This is a genomic window from Sorangium sp. So ce887, assembly GCF_051521455.1.
Classification (GTDB): Bacteria; Myxococcota_A; Polyangia; order Polyangiales; family Polyangiaceae; genus Sorangium.
Window position 1 is genome coordinate 6,460,840 of sequence record NZ_CP150354.1, and the last position, 15,030, is coordinate 6,475,869.

Below are 15,030 nucleotides of genomic sequence, written 5' to 3' on the forward strand. Positions count from 1 at the left end.
GCGGGAGAGGCGGCGGCAATGAGCGGCTCGGGTAGTCACGTCGATGAACCGGGGCCGGGGCTGGGTCGGCCGAAGGCGGCCGCCCCCCTGGCCGCGCTGGGCCTGCTGGCCGCCACCGGCCTCATCTGCGGCGCGGTCGCGCTCCGCAACCCGACGGCCGTGACGGTGCTCGAAGGGGAACTCAGCGGGGCGCGGAGGCCCGTGCCGACCGCCGCCCCCAGCGGCAGCGGCCGCGCCAGCGTAGCGGAGCCCGAGCCGGCGACCGCGATCGAGCCTGCGGAGCCCGAGGCCCCCGCGAAGTCGGAGCCCGCCCGCGCGCAGCCCGCGGAGCTCGAGCGCGCCCAGGCCACGGGGGTCGCTGCCCTCGGCGCGCTCGCGCAGCGGTATCCGGAAGACCCCGCGGTCCTCCGGGCGCTCGCGCTCGCGCAAGGGCGCGAGAAGGCGACGGTGGCGGCCGCGCTGCTCACGGCGAAGCGGCTGTTCGAGATCGCCCCCGAGGAGACCGGGAACGACGAGCTCAAGCAGCTCATCCTGAGGGCCGCGAACGGCACCCCGGACGTCGCCCTCACGGCGCTCGATCTGATGGCCAAGCACATGGGAAGCCGCGGGCCCGACCTGCTCTACGAGGTGGTGACCGCGCCGAAGTTCGGCGATTGGCCCAGGGACCACGCGAGCACGCTGCTGCTCGACAGCAGCGTGCGCCAGTTCGCGTCGCCGGCGCTGCTCGTCGCCGACGACCTGCGCCGGCTCACGGGGTGCCCCACCAAGGCGCTGATCGCCAGGATGCGCGAGGAGGGCGATGTCCGCTCGCTCCATTACATCAAGCAGCTGCTCACCCCGCAGCGCTGCGCGGGCCAGCGGACGCGCCGCTGCATCAAGTGCGGCGCCATCGCCAAGGATCTGCGCGCGACGGCCGGCGTCATCGAGAGGCGCAAGAACGACAAGGCGGCAGCAACCCCGCCCGCGGCGACCCCTGCGCCCTGACGTCTGCGCCTCGCCTCGGGCACGTGGGCGTCGGCCTGCGGACCTTGTCGTCGCCGAGGTCGCGACGGCAGACAGGGGCGTCACCTAGCAACGCGCGACGGCATGTCCCCCGGCGCGAACGGGAGGCACATGGCGCGTGCTGCACCACGCTCGACGCGACGCATCGGCCCAGCTGCCCATGCGCCTGCCGCTGGCGGCACCGTCGCGCGGGCGACTCGATGCATTGGACCAGCTCGCGCGGGGGGCGAATCGGGGTGGGCGCAGCAGGACTTGAACCTGCGACTTCGTCCGTGTGAAGGACGCACTCTACCGCTGAGTTATGCGCCCGATGCCAGCCGGTTGTCACCCGGCCGTTTCGGAAAGACGTGGCGCTTTTAACCCAGACATCGGCGTTCGACAAGAAGAACTCGCTGCCGACAGCGAACTTCCTCGCGGTGCTCGGCAAAACGGGCGCCAGCGGGCCGGGCCGCCCCTCACGGCTCCGGCGAGAGGCTCGGCCGGGTGGTGGGGGGATTTGCCCAGAGAGATGTCACATGAAGGCGGGAAGGCAGGAAGATCATTGATGATTTTCTTCCCGCCTTCCCGCCTTCATGTTCAAATGATCCCACCTCCTCGGCCGCGCCCCTTCTCGGTCGCGCCCTCGAGCGGGCGGGGCCGGCGCCGCGGCCTCGAAGCCGCGCCCCGGGGATCGGCCCAGGGGTCCGCGATCCGTCAATCGAGCGCCGCGACGGCGCGACGGAGCGCGGCGAGGCCCGCTTCGATGTGGTCCTCGTCGCAGGCGTAGGAGAACCGAAGATAGCCGGGCGCACCGAAGGGGGTGCCGGCGACCGCGGCCACGTGCGCTTGCTCCAGCATCCACGTCGCCACGTCCTCGTCGCTCGCGAGCGTCTTCCCCTGGAAAGAGCGCCCGCAGAGCCCCCGTACGTCGGCGAACGCATAGAAGGCCCCCTCCGGCATCCGGCAGCGCACCCCTGGGACCGCGTTGAGGCCCTCGACCATGAGCGAGCGCCGCCGGGCGAAGGCCGCGCGCATCGCGAACACCGCGTCGCGCGGGCCGTTCAGGGCGGCGACGGCGGCGGCCTGGGACACGGCGGCTGCGTTCGTGGTGCTCTGGCCCTGGACCACGTCGAGCGCCCTCGCGACCTCGGTCGGCGCGATGCTCCAGCCGACGCGCCAGCCGGTCATGGCGAAGGTCTTGCTGACCCCGTCGACGACGATCACGCGCGGGGCGAGGTCCTCCGCGAGCGCGGGGAGCGACACGTGCTGGAAGCCGTCGTAGGTGAGGTCGGCGTAGATCTCGTCGACGATGATCCAGCAGTCGTGGCGCCGCAGCACGGAGGCCAGCGGGAGCAGGTGCTCCTCCGCGTACGCCGAGCCGGTCGGGTTCGAGGGCGTGCACAGGACGAGCGCCTTCACCCGCGGCGACAGCGCGGCCTGGAGCGCGTCCGCCGTGAGGCGGAAGCCCGTCGCCTCGGTGGTCTCGACGATGACCGGCGTGGCGCCGAACAGGCGCACCTGCTCGGGATAGCTCACCCAGTAAGGCGCCGGGATGACGACCTCGTCCCCCGGATCGAAGAGCGCGGCGGCGAGGTTGAACAGCGCATGCTTTGCGCCGCAGCTCACGGTGATCTGGCTCGGCAGCGGCCGCCATCCGCGGTGCTGCTCGGTCGCGGCGCAGATCGCCGACTTCAGCTCGGGTGTACCGGACACGGCCGTGTAATGGGTGGCGCCGGCGTCGAGCGCCGCCTTCGCCGCGCTGCGAATCGGCTCGGGCGTGTCGAAGTCCGGCTCGCCCACGCCGAAGGAGTAGACCTCGTGTCCCTCGGCGCGGAGCCGCGCGGCCCTCGCCGCCATGGCGAGCGTTGCACTGGGCGCGACGGCCGACAGACGGTCAGCGAGCTTCGTGGGCATGGGGACAATGAGGAATAAAGGGGGGCCCGGAACAACGCAAGGCGCTACCCCCCTGGCGGTTGCACAGGCGGCCCGGATGTGCCTCGCGCCGCGCGAGCTCCGCCGTCGTGCGCCCCGAGCGTCGCGCGTCACGCGACGGGCGCGGCGCTCGACGCCTCCCGGGGGAGCCGCCGCGGAGCGGCGCAGCAGCCCGGCCACGCACGGCCGGACGCCTGATGCGCGGCCCTAGGGAGAGGGCGCCGGCGTGGTGCCACCGACCTGGACTGCAGGCTTCTGCTCGTCCTGCTTGATCGAGTAGCGCACGAGCGCGCGGAGCACGTCGTTGCGCTGCACATTGCCGAGGAGGCTCTTCATGTCCTCGTAGATCGACGGATCCACAAGGAGCGCGCCGAGGGTCCCCTTGCCCGCCCTCATGTCGTGCACGATCGCCCGAAGGTCGCCGGTCATCGCCGTGACGTTGGCGAGCGCCTCGGCGCCGTCGCCCTTGCCGCCGTAGAGCGCGTCGTGCGCGAGGCTGTCGCTCTCGCGGATCCCCCGCAGCGTCATGGCGACCTCGTCCGCGGCGTTCCCGAACTGCTGGACCTGCTTCTGCGGACCGTCGCCGTAGATGACGTCGTGCGCGAACCCCGGCCCCTCCTTGACGCGCGAGACGACCCCCCTCACCTCGCGCAGCGTGCTCGCGAGCTCCGTGCCGACGCGGTCGAGGCTCTGCAGGGTGCGCGAGATGCGCTCGGCCTCCTCGGGATCGGTCAGGAGGCGGTGCGGATAGCCCTCCCCCTCGGTGACCTGCTTCATCAGCGTGTTCGCCGAGGCGACCGTCTCGCGGAGGTCCTTGTGCAGCCGCTCGTCGGCGATGCTCTCCGAGACCTTCTGGATGTTGTCGAGCGTCGCCTCGGCCTTCTCGGCCATCCCGGTCACCTTCCCCATCACGTCGGTCGGGACCTCGCCCGGGATGTGGCCCCCGGGCGGCACCGAATCGGGGCTCTGCCCCTTCGTGAGCTCCAGCATCTTGTCGCCGAGCAGGCCCTTGTTCGCGATCTGGGCCACGCTGTCGGTCTTGATCCGGCTCGACTCGCTCTCGACGACCTCGAGCTTCACATAGATCTTTGTGTCCTTTGGGTCCGGGCCGTAGGCGACCTCGGCGACATGACCGATGTCGATGCCGCCCATGCGGATGGGCGCGCCCGGCTTCAGACCCTGCACATCGCCGAAGTTCGTCGTGAACTCGACGGAGGCGTCGAAGAGCCGCCGCTCGTCGCCTATCAGGAAAATGACTAGGGCGGACAGCACAAGGCCCGCCAGCACAAAGAGTCCGACCTTCAGATCGCGCGCTCTGCCCATGCAGACGGGCATCTTGCGCGATCTTGGAGGGATCGTCACGTCCCGAGAAGCGTCTGGACGTCCTCATTCACCGGAGCGGTCCCGGTGATGAAATCGGCGACATGCGGATCTGTGGACGCCCGGAACTCGTCCGGCGTGCCGGTCGCGATGACCTCACCGCGGTAGATCATCGCCATCCGATCCGAGATCGAGAACGCGCTCTTCATGTCGTGCGTCACCACGATGCTCGTGACGTTGAGGGCCTGCTTGAGCCCCTTGATGAGGTGGTTGATGCGCTCGGTGTTGATCGGATCGAGGCCGGTCGTCGGCTCGTCGTAGAGCAGCACCTCGGGCTGCACCGCGATGGCGCGCGCGAGGCCGACGCGCTTCTTCATGCCGCCGGAGAGGTCCCCCGGGCGCATCTGCTCGATGCCGGGCAGGCCGACGAGCGACAGCGCCCAGTTCACCCGGTCGGCGATCTGCGCCTCGGTCATCTGCTTGCGGAAGTGCTCGTGCAGGCCGTAAGCGACGTTTCCGCCGACCGAGATCGAGTCGAACAGGGCGCCCCCCTGGAACAGCATCGCGATGCGCTGGCGCACCCCGGAGATGCGCGCCTCGCTCACGCGCGTGATCTCTTCACCGTGGAACTGGATAGATCCATCGTCCACGTCGAGCAGTCGGATGAGCAGCTTGAGCATGACGCTCTTGCCGACGCCCGAGCCGCCCATGATGGTGAGCGTCTCGCCCGGGTACACCTCGAGGTTCAGGTCGCGGTAGATGACCTTCGGACCGAAGGCCTTGCGCACATGCGAGAACCGGATCAGCGGCTCAGCCACGCGCCCACGCTAGCACGCCGCCGAGGCCCGCCGCGAACGCTCAGTCGGCCGCGGCGACATGCTCGATCCTGATCTCGACGGCGTCCCCGCCGCGCCAGGCGTCGCGCCGCAGGCGGCCCACCACATCGACGCTCCGGCCGGTGAACCGCGGCGCGAGCTCGCCCAGCTCGAACCCGAAGCACGAGATCTCGCGGCGGGCGAAGGTGAGCTCCAGCTTGAGGTGGCCCTTCAGGTTCCTCGCCGAGCGCACGGCCGCGCCCGGTAGGAGGACGTACGCCGGGCGGTTCCCCTCGCCGCACGGCTCGAGCCTCTCGAGATCGCGCGCCACGGCCGCCAGATCGTCGCGATCGTCGAGCCGGACGTGGGCGGCCGCGAACGCCGCGGCGGCGGGGAGGTCCTGCTCGCGGAAGGCGTCGCACCACGCCGCCCGGAGCGCCTCGACGCGGTCGGCGCGCACCTCGACGCCGGCCGCCGCCTGGTGGCCGCCGAAGCCGACGAGCTCGGCGCGGCAGAGGGAGAGCGCGTCGTGGAGCCGCGCGCCGGCTGGACCGCGGACCGAGCCGCGCCCCTTCGCGCCCTCGAGGGCGATGACGATCGTGGGCTTGCCGAAGCGGGAGGTGACCCTGCCCGCGACGATGCCGACCACGCCGGGGTGAAAGCCCTCCCGCGCGATGACGATCGCGGGATCCCGCTCGAAGCCGGCGCGCTCGATCTCGGCGAGCGCGGACACAAGCATCTCGTCCTGGATGGCGCGCCGCTTCATCTGCGCCTGCTCCACCGTGGCGGCGAGCGCCGAGGCGGTCACGCTGTCGTGCGCGAGCAGGAGCTCCAGCGAGATGTCGGGATCGCCGAGCCGGCCGGGCGCGTTGAGGCGAGGCGCGATCCGGAAAGCGACGTCCTCGGCAGAGGCGCCGCGCCCGAGATCGAGGTTGGCGAGCGCCGCGAGCGCTCGCAGCCCGGGCCGAGGTCCGGTCTGGAGCACGCCGAGGCCGGCCCGCACGAGCGCGCGGTTGTCACCGGTCAGCGGCGCGACGTCGGCGACGGTGCCGATGGCCACGAGGTCGAGGTAGGGGCGGAGATCGAGCGACGAGCCGAGCTTCTTGCGCACGGCGGCGAGCAGCGTGAGCGCGAGCCCGCACGACGCGAGCCCCTTGTACGGGAAGCCGCAGTCGGCGCGGTGCGGGTTCAGGAACGCGAGCGCGGGGAGCGGCTCGGCCGGCACGAGGTGGTGGTCGATGACGACGCAGTCGATGCCGGCCGCGCGCGCGGCGGCCAGCCGCTCGTGATCGCTGGAGCCGCAGTCGCACGTGATGAGCAGCGTGGGGCAGGCGCGCATCACGCGCTCGAGCGCGGGCGCCGAGAGGCCGTAGCTGCCCTCGACGCGCGTCGCGAGGAGCGGCACGACCTGGCCGGAGAGGGCGCGCAGCGCGCCCGTCATGATGGCGGTCGCGGTGATCCCGTCGCAGTCGTAGTCGCCGAAGACGGCGATCCGCTCGCCGGCGCGCACGGCGCGCGCGATCCGGTCGGCGCTCGCCTCGCGATCGGCCATGGCGTCGGGCGGCGTGAGGTGCGAGAGCCGCGGATCGAGGAAGCGCCGGGTCGCCTCGTCAGGAGCCCGGCCCGCCCGGTGCAGGATGTCCGCCACCGTGATCGACAGCCCGAGCTCGCGCGCCATCGCGAGCGCCTCGGGCGACGCCTCGCCCGGGTCCGCGATACGCTCGGACGCGCCCGCGCCGTCCCGCGCCGCGCGCGAGGCGGGGGACGGCGCCTCGCGCTCGGGGAGCTCCTTCCAGGCCTCCGTGGAGGTGCTCGTCATCGTCAGAGGCGGTACATCGGCGCGATGGCGGCGTCCACGGCCTGGGTCCGGGCTGCGCGAGCGGCCGCGATCACGGCGAGGCGCTCAGACGACCGCGTCGGCGCGCTTCTGCGTGCGGACGCGGTTGACCTTCTTGCGCTTGCTGGAGTTCGAGCCGAAGAACTTGCGGTCGATCCACTCGGTGAGCGGCGCGGCGACGTAGATGGAGGAGTACGTCCCGACGACGATGCCGACGACGAGCGTGAACGCGAAGTCCCGGATGACGCCCGTTCCGTAGAAGAGGAACATGACGAGCGACAGGAACGTCGTGAACGACACGAGGATGGTGCGCCCGAGCATCTCGGAGAGCGAGAAGTTGATGACGGCGGCGAAGCTCATGTCGCGGTGCTTCCCCAGGTTCTCGCGGATCCGGTCGTAGACGACGACCGTGTCCGTGATCGAGTAGCCGACGATCGTGAGCAGCGCGGCGACGGTGGAGAGGGTGATCTCCCGCTGCGTGATCACCATGGCGCCGAGCGCGATGCCGACATCGTGCACCAGCGCGAGGATGCCGCCGGGCGCGAACCGGATGTCGAACCGGAACGCGATGTACGCCATGATGAAGAAGATCGTGATGAGGACGCTCTTGATGGCCGCGTCCCGCAGCTGCGCGCCGGCCTTCGGCCCGATCCACTCGACCCGGAGCGCCTGGTCGGGCACCTTGTCCGCGCCGAGGTGCTCCCGGAGGCCGTCCATCAGCTGGTCGCCCTTGGACTTCAGGTAGAGCTCGACCTTGTTGTCGCGCTCGCTCACGACGAGCGGGTTGTTCGCGCCGGGCCTGAGATCGACCCCCTCGATGCCCTCGAGCTGCTTCTTGAGCCCCTCCAGGTCGGGCGTGACGTCGTAGCGGGCGGAGATCTTGTCGCCGCCGGGGCTGAACTTGACCTCGGTGGCGCGCACCGCCTGCGGGCAGCGGTCCTCGGGGACGGAGCCGTTCTCGGGCGCCAGGCACATCCGCTCGCGCACCGCCGCCTTCTGCGGCTCCGACAGCGCGGAGACCTCGTGGACCCGGATGAGGTAGCGGTTCGGGTTGGCCTGGTCCGCGACGGACACGATGTCCGGGGAGTCGAAGCCCGATTTCGAGACGGCCTCGCGCACCTCGGCGCTGGAGACCGGAGCCTTGAAGGCGACCTCGATCTCGGTGCCGCCCTTGAAATCGGTCCCGAGCTTCGGCCCCGGCACGATGAACGAGATGATCGACAGGAGGAGCAGCACCCCGCTGAGCCCGATGAAGAGCCAGCGCTTGCTCATGAAGTCGAACTGACGGCCAGGTTTGATGAGTTCCATCGTCGTGTCTCAATCGGAGACCGCTCTCGCGTTCTCCCTCAAAGGTCGGAGATCCGCTCCCGCGGCCCCCGTTGTCAGCCGAGCGAGAGCGTCTTGATCTTCCGGCCGCGGACGGCCCAGTCGAACATCAGGCGGGTGCACACGACCCCGGTGAACAGGCTGATGGCGATGCCGACGATCAGCGTGATCGCGAAGCCCTTGATCGGGCCGGTGCCGTACTGCGCGAGGATGAGCCCGGAGATCAGCGTGGTCACGTGGCCATCGAGGATGGCGCTGAAGGCCTTGTCATAGCCGACGTCGACCGCGGCGCGCGGGCTCTTCCCGGCCCGGAGCTCCTCCCGGATGCGCTCGTTGATCAGCACGTTGGCGTCGACCGCGATGCCCATGGTGAGCACGAGGCCGGCGATGCCGGGCAGCGTCATCGACGCGCCGAACATCGCGAGGACCGCGATCTGCAGGAAGAGGTTGAAGATGACGGCGGCGTCCGCGATGAGCCCGGCGCGGCTGTAGATCACCACCATGAACACGACCACGAGCAGCCCGCTCGCGATCGCGCCCTTCATGCTCTGCTGGATGGCGTCCTTGCCCAGCGACGGGCCGATGCGCTGCTCGTTCGACGGGGAGATCGGGGCCGGCAGCGCGCCCGACCGGAGCACCAGCTCGAGCTTGCGCGCGTCCTGGAGCTGCTGGTCGGGGTTCTGCGAGCCCATCGTGATCTGCGCGCGGCCGCCGCCGATCTTCGTCTGGATGACCGGCGCGCTCTCGACCTTCTCGTCGAGGATGATGGCGAACCGTCGCTTGACGTTCCGGCCGGTGATGTCCTCGAACCGGTCGGCGCCGGTCGGGGTGAACTCCATCGACACGTACCAGCCGCCGAGGCCGCCCTCGCTCTGATCCGGGAGCGCCTGCGCGTCGCGCACCATGTCGCCCGTGATCTCGGCCTTGCTGAAGAGGAAGTACGTCCGCCAGCCGATCTCCTCGATGACGTCCTTCTCCTCGTTGTACTCGTACAGCTTGCCGTAGCCGACCTCGTTGTCCGCCGGGACCTGGAGCGTCCCGACCCACTCGCGCAGCCGCTTCAGCGTGTCGCGCAGCTCCTCGTGCTCGGCGCGCACCATCCGGGCAAAGTGGACCGGCTTGGTCTTCCCGGGGCCGACCGGCGCGTTCTCGATCGAGAACGTCAGGCCCTTCGGGAGATCCTCCTCCTTGGCGCTCTTCGCGATCGGCTCGAAGAAGTCCTGGTCGTCGTCGACCATCTTGAACTCGAGCCGCGCCGTCTGGCTGATGATCTCGCGGATCGTGTTGAAGGAGCTCTCGTCGTCGCCGGGGACCTCGATGATCACGTCCTCGTCGCGCGCCGAGACGCTCGCCTCCTTGAGGCCGAGGCCGTCGACGCGGCGGAGCACCGTCTCCTTGGCCTGCGTCACCGCGCGCTCGCGGATGCCGCTCGCGACCTCGTCGCGGATCCGGAACCTCGCGACGTTGCGGTCCGCCGAGCGCTGGAGCTGCATCTCTCCGAGGAACTTCGCGAGGAAATCGCTGTTGATCTTCTCGGCGTCCGCCGGGTCGTTGAAGGTGATCACGATCGTGTCGGCATGCTCGCGCGACTTCTCGATGCGGAGCTTCGTCTGGAGCTTCTGCATCTCCTCGATCGTCGGCGGCTTGTCGCCCTCGTGGAACCCGAACGACGTCGCGAGCGCCGCGCGCAGGTCGTCGTAGTACCGGTCGCGCTTGTCGCTGATCGCCTCGTCGACGTCGACCGTGTAGACCAGGCGGAGGCCGCCCTTCAGATCGAGCCCGCGCACCAGCCGGAACGGGATGTTCGAGGTCAGGAAGCGGCTGAACCCGAGCTCTCCCCGCTTCGCCTGGGTCTCCTGCTCCGACAGCTCCTCCGACGGGACGCCGGTGTGATCGGGGCGGCCGAACCGCTCGTCGTGGTAGGTCGGGTAGATGCAGAGCGCGGCGCCGAGCGCGAGGAACAGCACGAAGCCCGTCTTCGCCCGCCACGCAAAATCGATCCACGGCCCGGTGCAGAGCAGCGCCCACGGCACCATCAGGCCGAACGTCGCGAGGGCCCAGAACACTTGGTAGTGGGCCGCGAACGCGGCGGCGCCGGCGGAGAGCGCCGCCCAGGCGAAGACGCTGCGCCGCGAACGGCTGAGCCACGCGCCGAGGAGGCACAGACCGGCGACGCCGGCGAACCCGTACTGGAAGATGTTTAGGAGCATGGAGTGGGGCGCCGCGAGGGGCGGTAAAGAGCTTCCTGTTGGGCCGAGCGCCGGCCTACGACTTCTTGTCCTTCGCGGCGTCGGCGACCTTGGCGTCCGCCGCCGCAACCTCGCCCGGATCGTGGCCCTGGATCACGCTCTTCAGGATCTGCACGTTCACGCCGGGGGCGATCTCCAGCTTCACCCGGGCCGAGTTCGGGCTGATGTCGGTGATCCTGCCGAGGAGCCCGGCCTGGGTGACGACCCGGTCGCCCACCTTGAGGTTCGACTCGATCTGCTGCTGCTTCTTCTTCTGGCTCCGCGTCATCACGAAGATGAGCAGCAGCGGCAGCGCCAGGATGAGGAACGAGAAGGCCCCTCCGCCGAACGGCGCAGGTTGCGCCTCCTGCCCCCCGGACGGCGGCGGCGGTTGACCTTCAACCGGCGTCGCGGGCGCATTGCCCGCGCGCCCGGGGGCGGCGTTCGGCTGGAACGAGTTTGAGCTTGCCAAGGTGACGCGTGTCTCCGGGCCCCGACGGGCTTGCCCGCAAATTGCAGGCCTCTCCCAACCCCCCGGGGCCCGCCTCCATACCCAGGATCCAAGGGTCGCGCAAGGAGCTAGGCGGGCAGCCTCACCCGGGCACGCCGGGAATGCAGCCTTATGGCCCTTTCCGGTCCCGCCCCACCCGGCCGCGCGGGACGCGGTACCACCCAGAGCGCCGAGATCAGCCGTCGCTGCCGAACACCATGTGCCGGCGGGCCCGCTCGCCGCTCGCGATCTCGGCGAGCGACAGGCGCACGTCACGCTCGGTGATCGTGCCGTCGATCGTCGCGAACGTCGCGGAGAGGATCGGCGGGATGCGCCCGACGCCCGGGAAGCCTGGGGCCCACGTGAGCGCGTCCGCGAACGCGGCCTTCACCAGGGCGGCGACGTGCCCCTGCGGCGCGAGGGGCACGTCGAGCGGCTCGAGCACCACGATGGCCTTGGCCCGCCCGAGGGTCTTCACCACCTCCGCGCCGTAGAACGGCCGCAGCGCGCGCACGCCCACGAGCCCGACGCGCCGGCCCTGCGCGCGCAGGCTGCGCACGACCTCGCGGGCCGCCGGGAACGCGCAGCCCACGACGACCATGATCTCCTCCGCGTCGGCGGTGTCGACGCGCTCGATCGCGCCGAGCGGCCTCCCGGTCAGCTCGCAGAGCTCCCGCATCGCGCTGGCGAGCGCGAAGGGCACGCGCGCGCAGAAGCTCCGCTCGGCCCGCTTCCGCACGACGCCGCGGCCCTGCGGGCGAGGGCCCCCGTCGCCGTCGCTCTCGCCCGGCGCCGCGTCGGTGAAGGTCGGCGCGCTCCGCTCCGGGCCGAGGAAGCGCGCGGCGAGATCGCGCGTGGCGCCGAGGGCGGACACGTCCGAGGGCATCGCGTCCACGACGTGCAGGAACGGCGTCTCGCTGTCCTCGGCGGCGCGCCGCGCCACGAGCGCCACGTCGGCCGCCTCCTGGCTGCTCCAGGTGACGAGCACCCCCGCGCCGACGTCGAGGGCCGGCGCAAGCTCATCGCGCCCCACGGCGAGCCCGCCGCGGCGCTCGATGACGTGCACGGTGACCGGCGTCCGCACCGCCGCCGCCTCGCCGAGCGCGGCGAGCGCCCCGACGAGCTCGTGGGCGCCCAGCACCACGCTGGCCCGCTGCCCTGCGCGCGTGCGGGCCGCGGCGCCGCGGATCGCCTCGGCCGCGGACGCGGCGCGCTCGATCGGCAGATCGCCGGGCACCGCCGCGTGCGCGGCGAAGAGCGCGCTCCCCGCGGCCACCTCGACATGTGCGATCACCGCCGCCGGATCCGGCGGCGAGCCTAGACCGTCAGGCCCTGCCATCCAGCCGTTCGTCGCCCGAGCCGCACGCGAGGTCAAGCGCGAGCGCGATCGGATTGCGCGCGACGACCGGATCGAAGCGGTGCAGCGATCGCGCTCATCCATGTCTGGACGTAACTCCGAGAAAGGGAGCTTTCATCTCGAGGTGAAGCTCCTGCCTCACGCGGCCGTCGGGCGGGGTCGCATGACCAAGCTCAGCCCCGATCGTGGCTGCCCCTCGCGCTCGGCCCGGCGCACCGACCTGACGCCGCACCGACCTGGCGCACGGACGCGGGGAGGCCTCCCGCGCAGGGGCGTCGCGACCGATGCGCTCCCGAGAAAAGCGATACCGAAAAACAGATCGCTTGACGGACTCTCCGGCCCTTGCTAGGAGGCGCTCTCCGTTTCGTCGGCATCGCGTCGAGCGAGCGGGACATAGGCGCGTAGCTCAGTGGTAGAGCACTACCTTGACACGGTAGGGGTCGCCGGTTCGAAACCGGCCGCGCCTACAAATCAGCAGGAGACCTAGCCTGCGAGGTTTCATGGCCCTCGATCAGACAGCCCAGGCCGCCTCGGCGGCCCGCACCACGGTGCGCGAGGCTCTCGCCGACGACATCGCCAAGGACCGCACCGTCATCGGCGCCCGCGTCAACGGGCGCCTCGTCGATCTCCACACCCCATTCCAGCGCGACAGCTCGACCCGGATCGAGCCGGTGCGGACGAGCGATCCGGAGGGCCTGCGCATCATCCGGCACTCGACGGCGCACATCATGGCCGACGCCGTGCAGCGCCTCTTCCCGGGGACGAAGGTCACGATCGGCCCCGCCATCGACGCCGGCTTCTACTACGATTTCGACAAGCCGAGCGGCCCCTTCACGGACGAGGATCTCGCCAAGATCGAGGCGAAGATGCGCGAGATCATCGCCGCGGGCCGCCCGTTCCGGCGCGACGTGGTGAACCGCGAGACGGCGCACGAGCTCTTCGCGCAGATGGGCGAGACGTACAAGCGCGAGATCATCGACGCGATCCCGGCGGGCGAGGACGTCTCGCTCTACCGGCACAGCGACGGCGAGCGCGAGTGGGTCGACCTCTGCGAGGGCCCGCACGTGCCGGACGCCTCGCTGCTCCAGGCCATCAAGCTGGTCAGCGTGGCCGGCGCCTACTGGCGCGGCGACGAGCGCAACCCGATGCTCCAGCGCATCTACGGCACGGCGTTCCCGAGCCAGGCGGCGCTCGACGAGCACCTGAAGCTGCTCGCGGAGGCCAAGGAGCGCGACCACAGGAAGCTCGGGAAAGAGCTCGAGCTCTTCATGTTCCACGAGATCGCGCCGGCCATGCCGTTCCTCCTGCCGCGCGGCGCGCACGTCTACAACGCGCTCGTCCAGTACATGCGCGACCTCTACGTCGACTACGGCTACGAGGAGGTCATCACGCCGCAGATCTTCGACAAGCGCCTGTTCGAGACGAGCGGGCACCTGCCGAACTACCGCGAGAACATGTACCTCCCCGTCACGGCGGAGCACCTGGACGCGGCGCGGCTCGCGCTCCGTCTCGGGGTCTCTCCGGGGGAGGCGGACGCGGCGATCTACAAGGAAGCGGACAAGAAGCGCGACGCCGCGGTCCTGGAGCAGCTCGCGGAGCTCGAGCGGCTCGCCCAGAAGCCGATGAACTGCCCGAGCCACTGCCTCATCTTCGGCCAGCGGCGGCGCAGCTACCGCGAGCTGCCGTGGCGGCTCGCCGACTTCGGGCGGCTCCACCGGTACGAGCGCGGCGGCGTCGTCCACGGCCTCGCCCGGGTGCGGAGCTTCTGCCAGGACGACGCCCACATCTTCTGCGCTCCGGAGCAGATGCAGGGCGAGATCCAGGCGTTCCTGCGGCTCTTGCTCGAGGTGTACGCCGCGTTCCGGTTCGCCAAGATCGACATCAAGCTCGCGACCCGGCCCAAGAAGCGCATCGGCACCGACGCGCAGTGGGACGCCGCGGAGGGCGCGCTCGCGGACGCGCTGAAGCAAGCTGGCCTCCCCTTCGAGATCGCGCCCGAGGAGGGCGCGTTCTACGGCCCGAAGCTCGAGTTCCACGTCGAGGACGCGCTGCGGCGGAGCTGGCAGCTCGGCACGATCCAGGTGGACTACGCGTTGCCCGACCGCTTCGAGCTCGAGTACACAGGCGCCGACGGCGGCGCCCACCGCCCCGTGATGCTCCACCGGGCGATCCTCGGCTCGCTCGAGCGGTTCTTCTCGGTGTACCTCGAGCACGTCGGGGGCGCCTTCCCGACCTGGCTGGCCCCGGAGCAGGCGGTCATCGTCACGGTCAGCGAGAAGCAGGCCGCCTACGCACAGGAAGTGGTGGCGCACCTCCGGGGCCGCGGGCTCCGGGCGAGGGCCGACCTCAGCCCCGACAAGCTCGGTGCCAAGATCCGGGCGGCGCGGCTGACGCGCGTCCCGTACGTGGTCGTGGTCGGCGACAAGGAGGCCGAGGGCCGCAAGGTCGCCCCCCGGTCGCGCGACCTCAACAAGGACCTCGGGGCGATGCCGCTCGAGGACTTCGCCGACCGGCTCGCCGCGGAGTCGAAGCCCCCTCGTCTCGCGGTGAGCGCCTCCGCTTCGTGACCAGCCGTTCCGGCTGGCCCTTCTCGCCGGCAGGCCCTTCCCTACCCCCGTCGAGCCCGGCAGCTCAGGGCTCCCGAGCGCCCCTGCGCCGCGGCGGCCGTCGTGCTTGCTGCCGTTGCCTGCGGCGCGGAGTCAGGCGACATTGGCGTGGTGATGGTCGCCGCGACCACCTTCGGT

At 71.0% G+C, this 15,030-nt stretch carries 10 protein-coding genes and 2 tRNA genes; 3 read left to right on the forward strand and 9 right to left on the reverse strand.

Translation table 11 applies throughout. The features are described 5' to 3' along the window. The first annotated feature begins 18 nt into the window (after positions 1 to 18). Entirely contained in the window at positions 19 to 984 is a 966-nt protein-coding gene (locus WMF36_RS23815; RefSeq protein ID WP_437573029.1) for a hypothetical protein, read from the forward strand. A gap of 255 nt (positions 985 to 1,239) precedes the next feature. Here the strand turns inward: WMF36_RS23815 and WMF36_RS23820 are convergent. The 9 genes from WMF36_RS23820 to WMF36_RS23860 form a co-directional block, all read right to left on the reverse strand. Next, positions 1,240 to 1,311 (reverse strand) — tRNA-Val (locus WMF36_RS23820). Between the two features lie 384 nt (positions 1,312 to 1,695). Then, positions 1,696 to 2,895: a pyridoxal phosphate-dependent aminotransferase gene (locus WMF36_RS23825; protein WP_437573030.1), complete on the reverse strand. Its 1,200-nt coding sequence runs from the start codon at positions 2,893 to 2,895 to the stop codon at positions 1,696 to 1,698. Between the two features lie 225 nt (positions 2,896 to 3,120). After that, on the reverse strand, positions 3,121 to 4,236 hold the full coding sequence (locus WMF36_RS23830; protein ID WP_437573031.1) for an MlaD family protein: 1,116 nt from the start codon (positions 4,234 to 4,236) through the stop codon (positions 3,121 to 3,123). 35 nt (positions 4,237 to 4,271) lie between these two features. Further along, complete coding sequence (locus WMF36_RS23835; RefSeq protein ID WP_437573032.1) at positions 4,272 to 5,051, reverse strand: ABC transporter ATP-binding protein; 780 nt, start codon at positions 5,049 to 5,051, stop codon at positions 4,272 to 4,274. A gap of 40 nt (positions 5,052 to 5,091) precedes the next feature. Continuing rightward, on the reverse strand, positions 5,092 to 6,867 hold the full coding sequence (gene recJ, locus WMF36_RS23840; RefSeq protein ID WP_437573033.1) for a single-stranded-DNA-specific exonuclease RecJ: 1,776 nt from the start codon (positions 6,865 to 6,867) through the stop codon (positions 5,092 to 5,094). An 84-nt stretch (positions 6,868 to 6,951) separates the two neighbouring features. After that, complete coding sequence (gene secF / locus WMF36_RS23845) at positions 6,952 to 8,193, reverse strand: protein translocase subunit SecF (protein WP_437573034.1); 1,242 nt, start codon at positions 8,191 to 8,193, stop codon at positions 6,952 to 6,954. A 74-nt stretch (positions 8,194 to 8,267) separates the two neighbouring features. Continuing rightward, positions 8,268 to 10,421 carry a protein translocase subunit SecD gene (gene secD / locus WMF36_RS23850; protein ID WP_437573035.1) on the reverse strand — a complete coding sequence of 718 codons (2,154 nt, stop codon included), beginning with the start codon at positions 10,419 to 10,421 and terminating at the stop codon, positions 8,268 to 8,270. 55 nt (positions 10,422 to 10,476) lie between these two features. After that, positions 10,477 to 10,911, reverse strand: a complete 435-nt coding sequence (gene yajC, locus WMF36_RS23855) for a preprotein translocase subunit YajC (RefSeq protein WP_437573036.1) — start codon at positions 10,909 to 10,911, stop codon at positions 10,477 to 10,479. Positions 10,912 to 11,125: 214 nt separating this feature from the next. After that, entirely contained in the window at positions 11,126 to 12,268 is a 1,143-nt protein-coding gene (locus WMF36_RS23860; protein WP_437573037.1) for a transketolase, read from the reverse strand. A gap of 413 nt (positions 12,269 to 12,681) precedes the next feature. On the opposite strand from WMF36_RS23860, the gene WMF36_RS23865 reads away from it, so the two are divergent. Both WMF36_RS23865 and thrS read left to right on the forward strand, forming a co-directional pair. Beyond that, positions 12,682 to 12,753, forward strand: a tRNA-Val gene (locus tag WMF36_RS23865). A 33-nt stretch (positions 12,754 to 12,786) separates the two neighbouring features. Further along, complete coding sequence (thrS, locus tag WMF36_RS23870) at positions 12,787 to 14,853, forward strand: threonine--tRNA ligase (protein WP_437573038.1); 2,067 nt, start codon at positions 12,787 to 12,789, stop codon at positions 14,851 to 14,853. The last annotated feature ends 177 nt before the right edge of the window (positions 14,854 to 15,030 follow it).

Bases quoted from the DNA above. Each gene is read 5' to 3' on its own strand.
- WMF36_RS23815 (WP_437573029.1), top strand. From the start codon at position 19: ATGAGCGGCTCGGGTAGTCACGTCGATGAACCGGGGCCGGGGCTGGGT.
- WMF36_RS23825 (WP_437573030.1), bottom strand. From the start codon at position 2,895: ATGCCCACGAAGCTCGCTGACCGTCTGTCGGCCGTCGCGCCCAGTGCA.
- WMF36_RS23830 (WP_437573031.1), bottom strand. From the start codon at position 4,236: ATGGGCAGAGCGCGCGATCTGAAGGTCGGACTCTTTGTGCTGGCGGGC.
- recJ (WP_437573033.1), bottom strand. From the start codon at position 6,867: ATGACGAGCACCTCCACGGAGGCCTGGAAGGAGCTCCCCGAGCGCGAG.
- secF (WP_437573034.1), bottom strand. From the start codon at position 8,193: ATGGAACTCATCAAACCTGGCCGTCAGTTCGACTTCATGAGCAAGCGC.
- secD (WP_437573035.1), bottom strand. From the start codon at position 10,421: ATGCTCCTAAACATCTTCCAGTACGGGTTCGCCGGCGTCGCCGGTCTG.
- WMF36_RS23860 (WP_437573037.1), bottom strand. From the start codon at position 12,268: ATGGCAGGGCCTGACGGTCTAGGCTCGCCGCCGGATCCGGCGGCGGTG.
- thrS (WP_437573038.1), top strand. From the start codon at position 12,787: ATGGCCCTCGATCAGACAGCCCAGGCCGCCTCGGCGGCCCGCACCACG.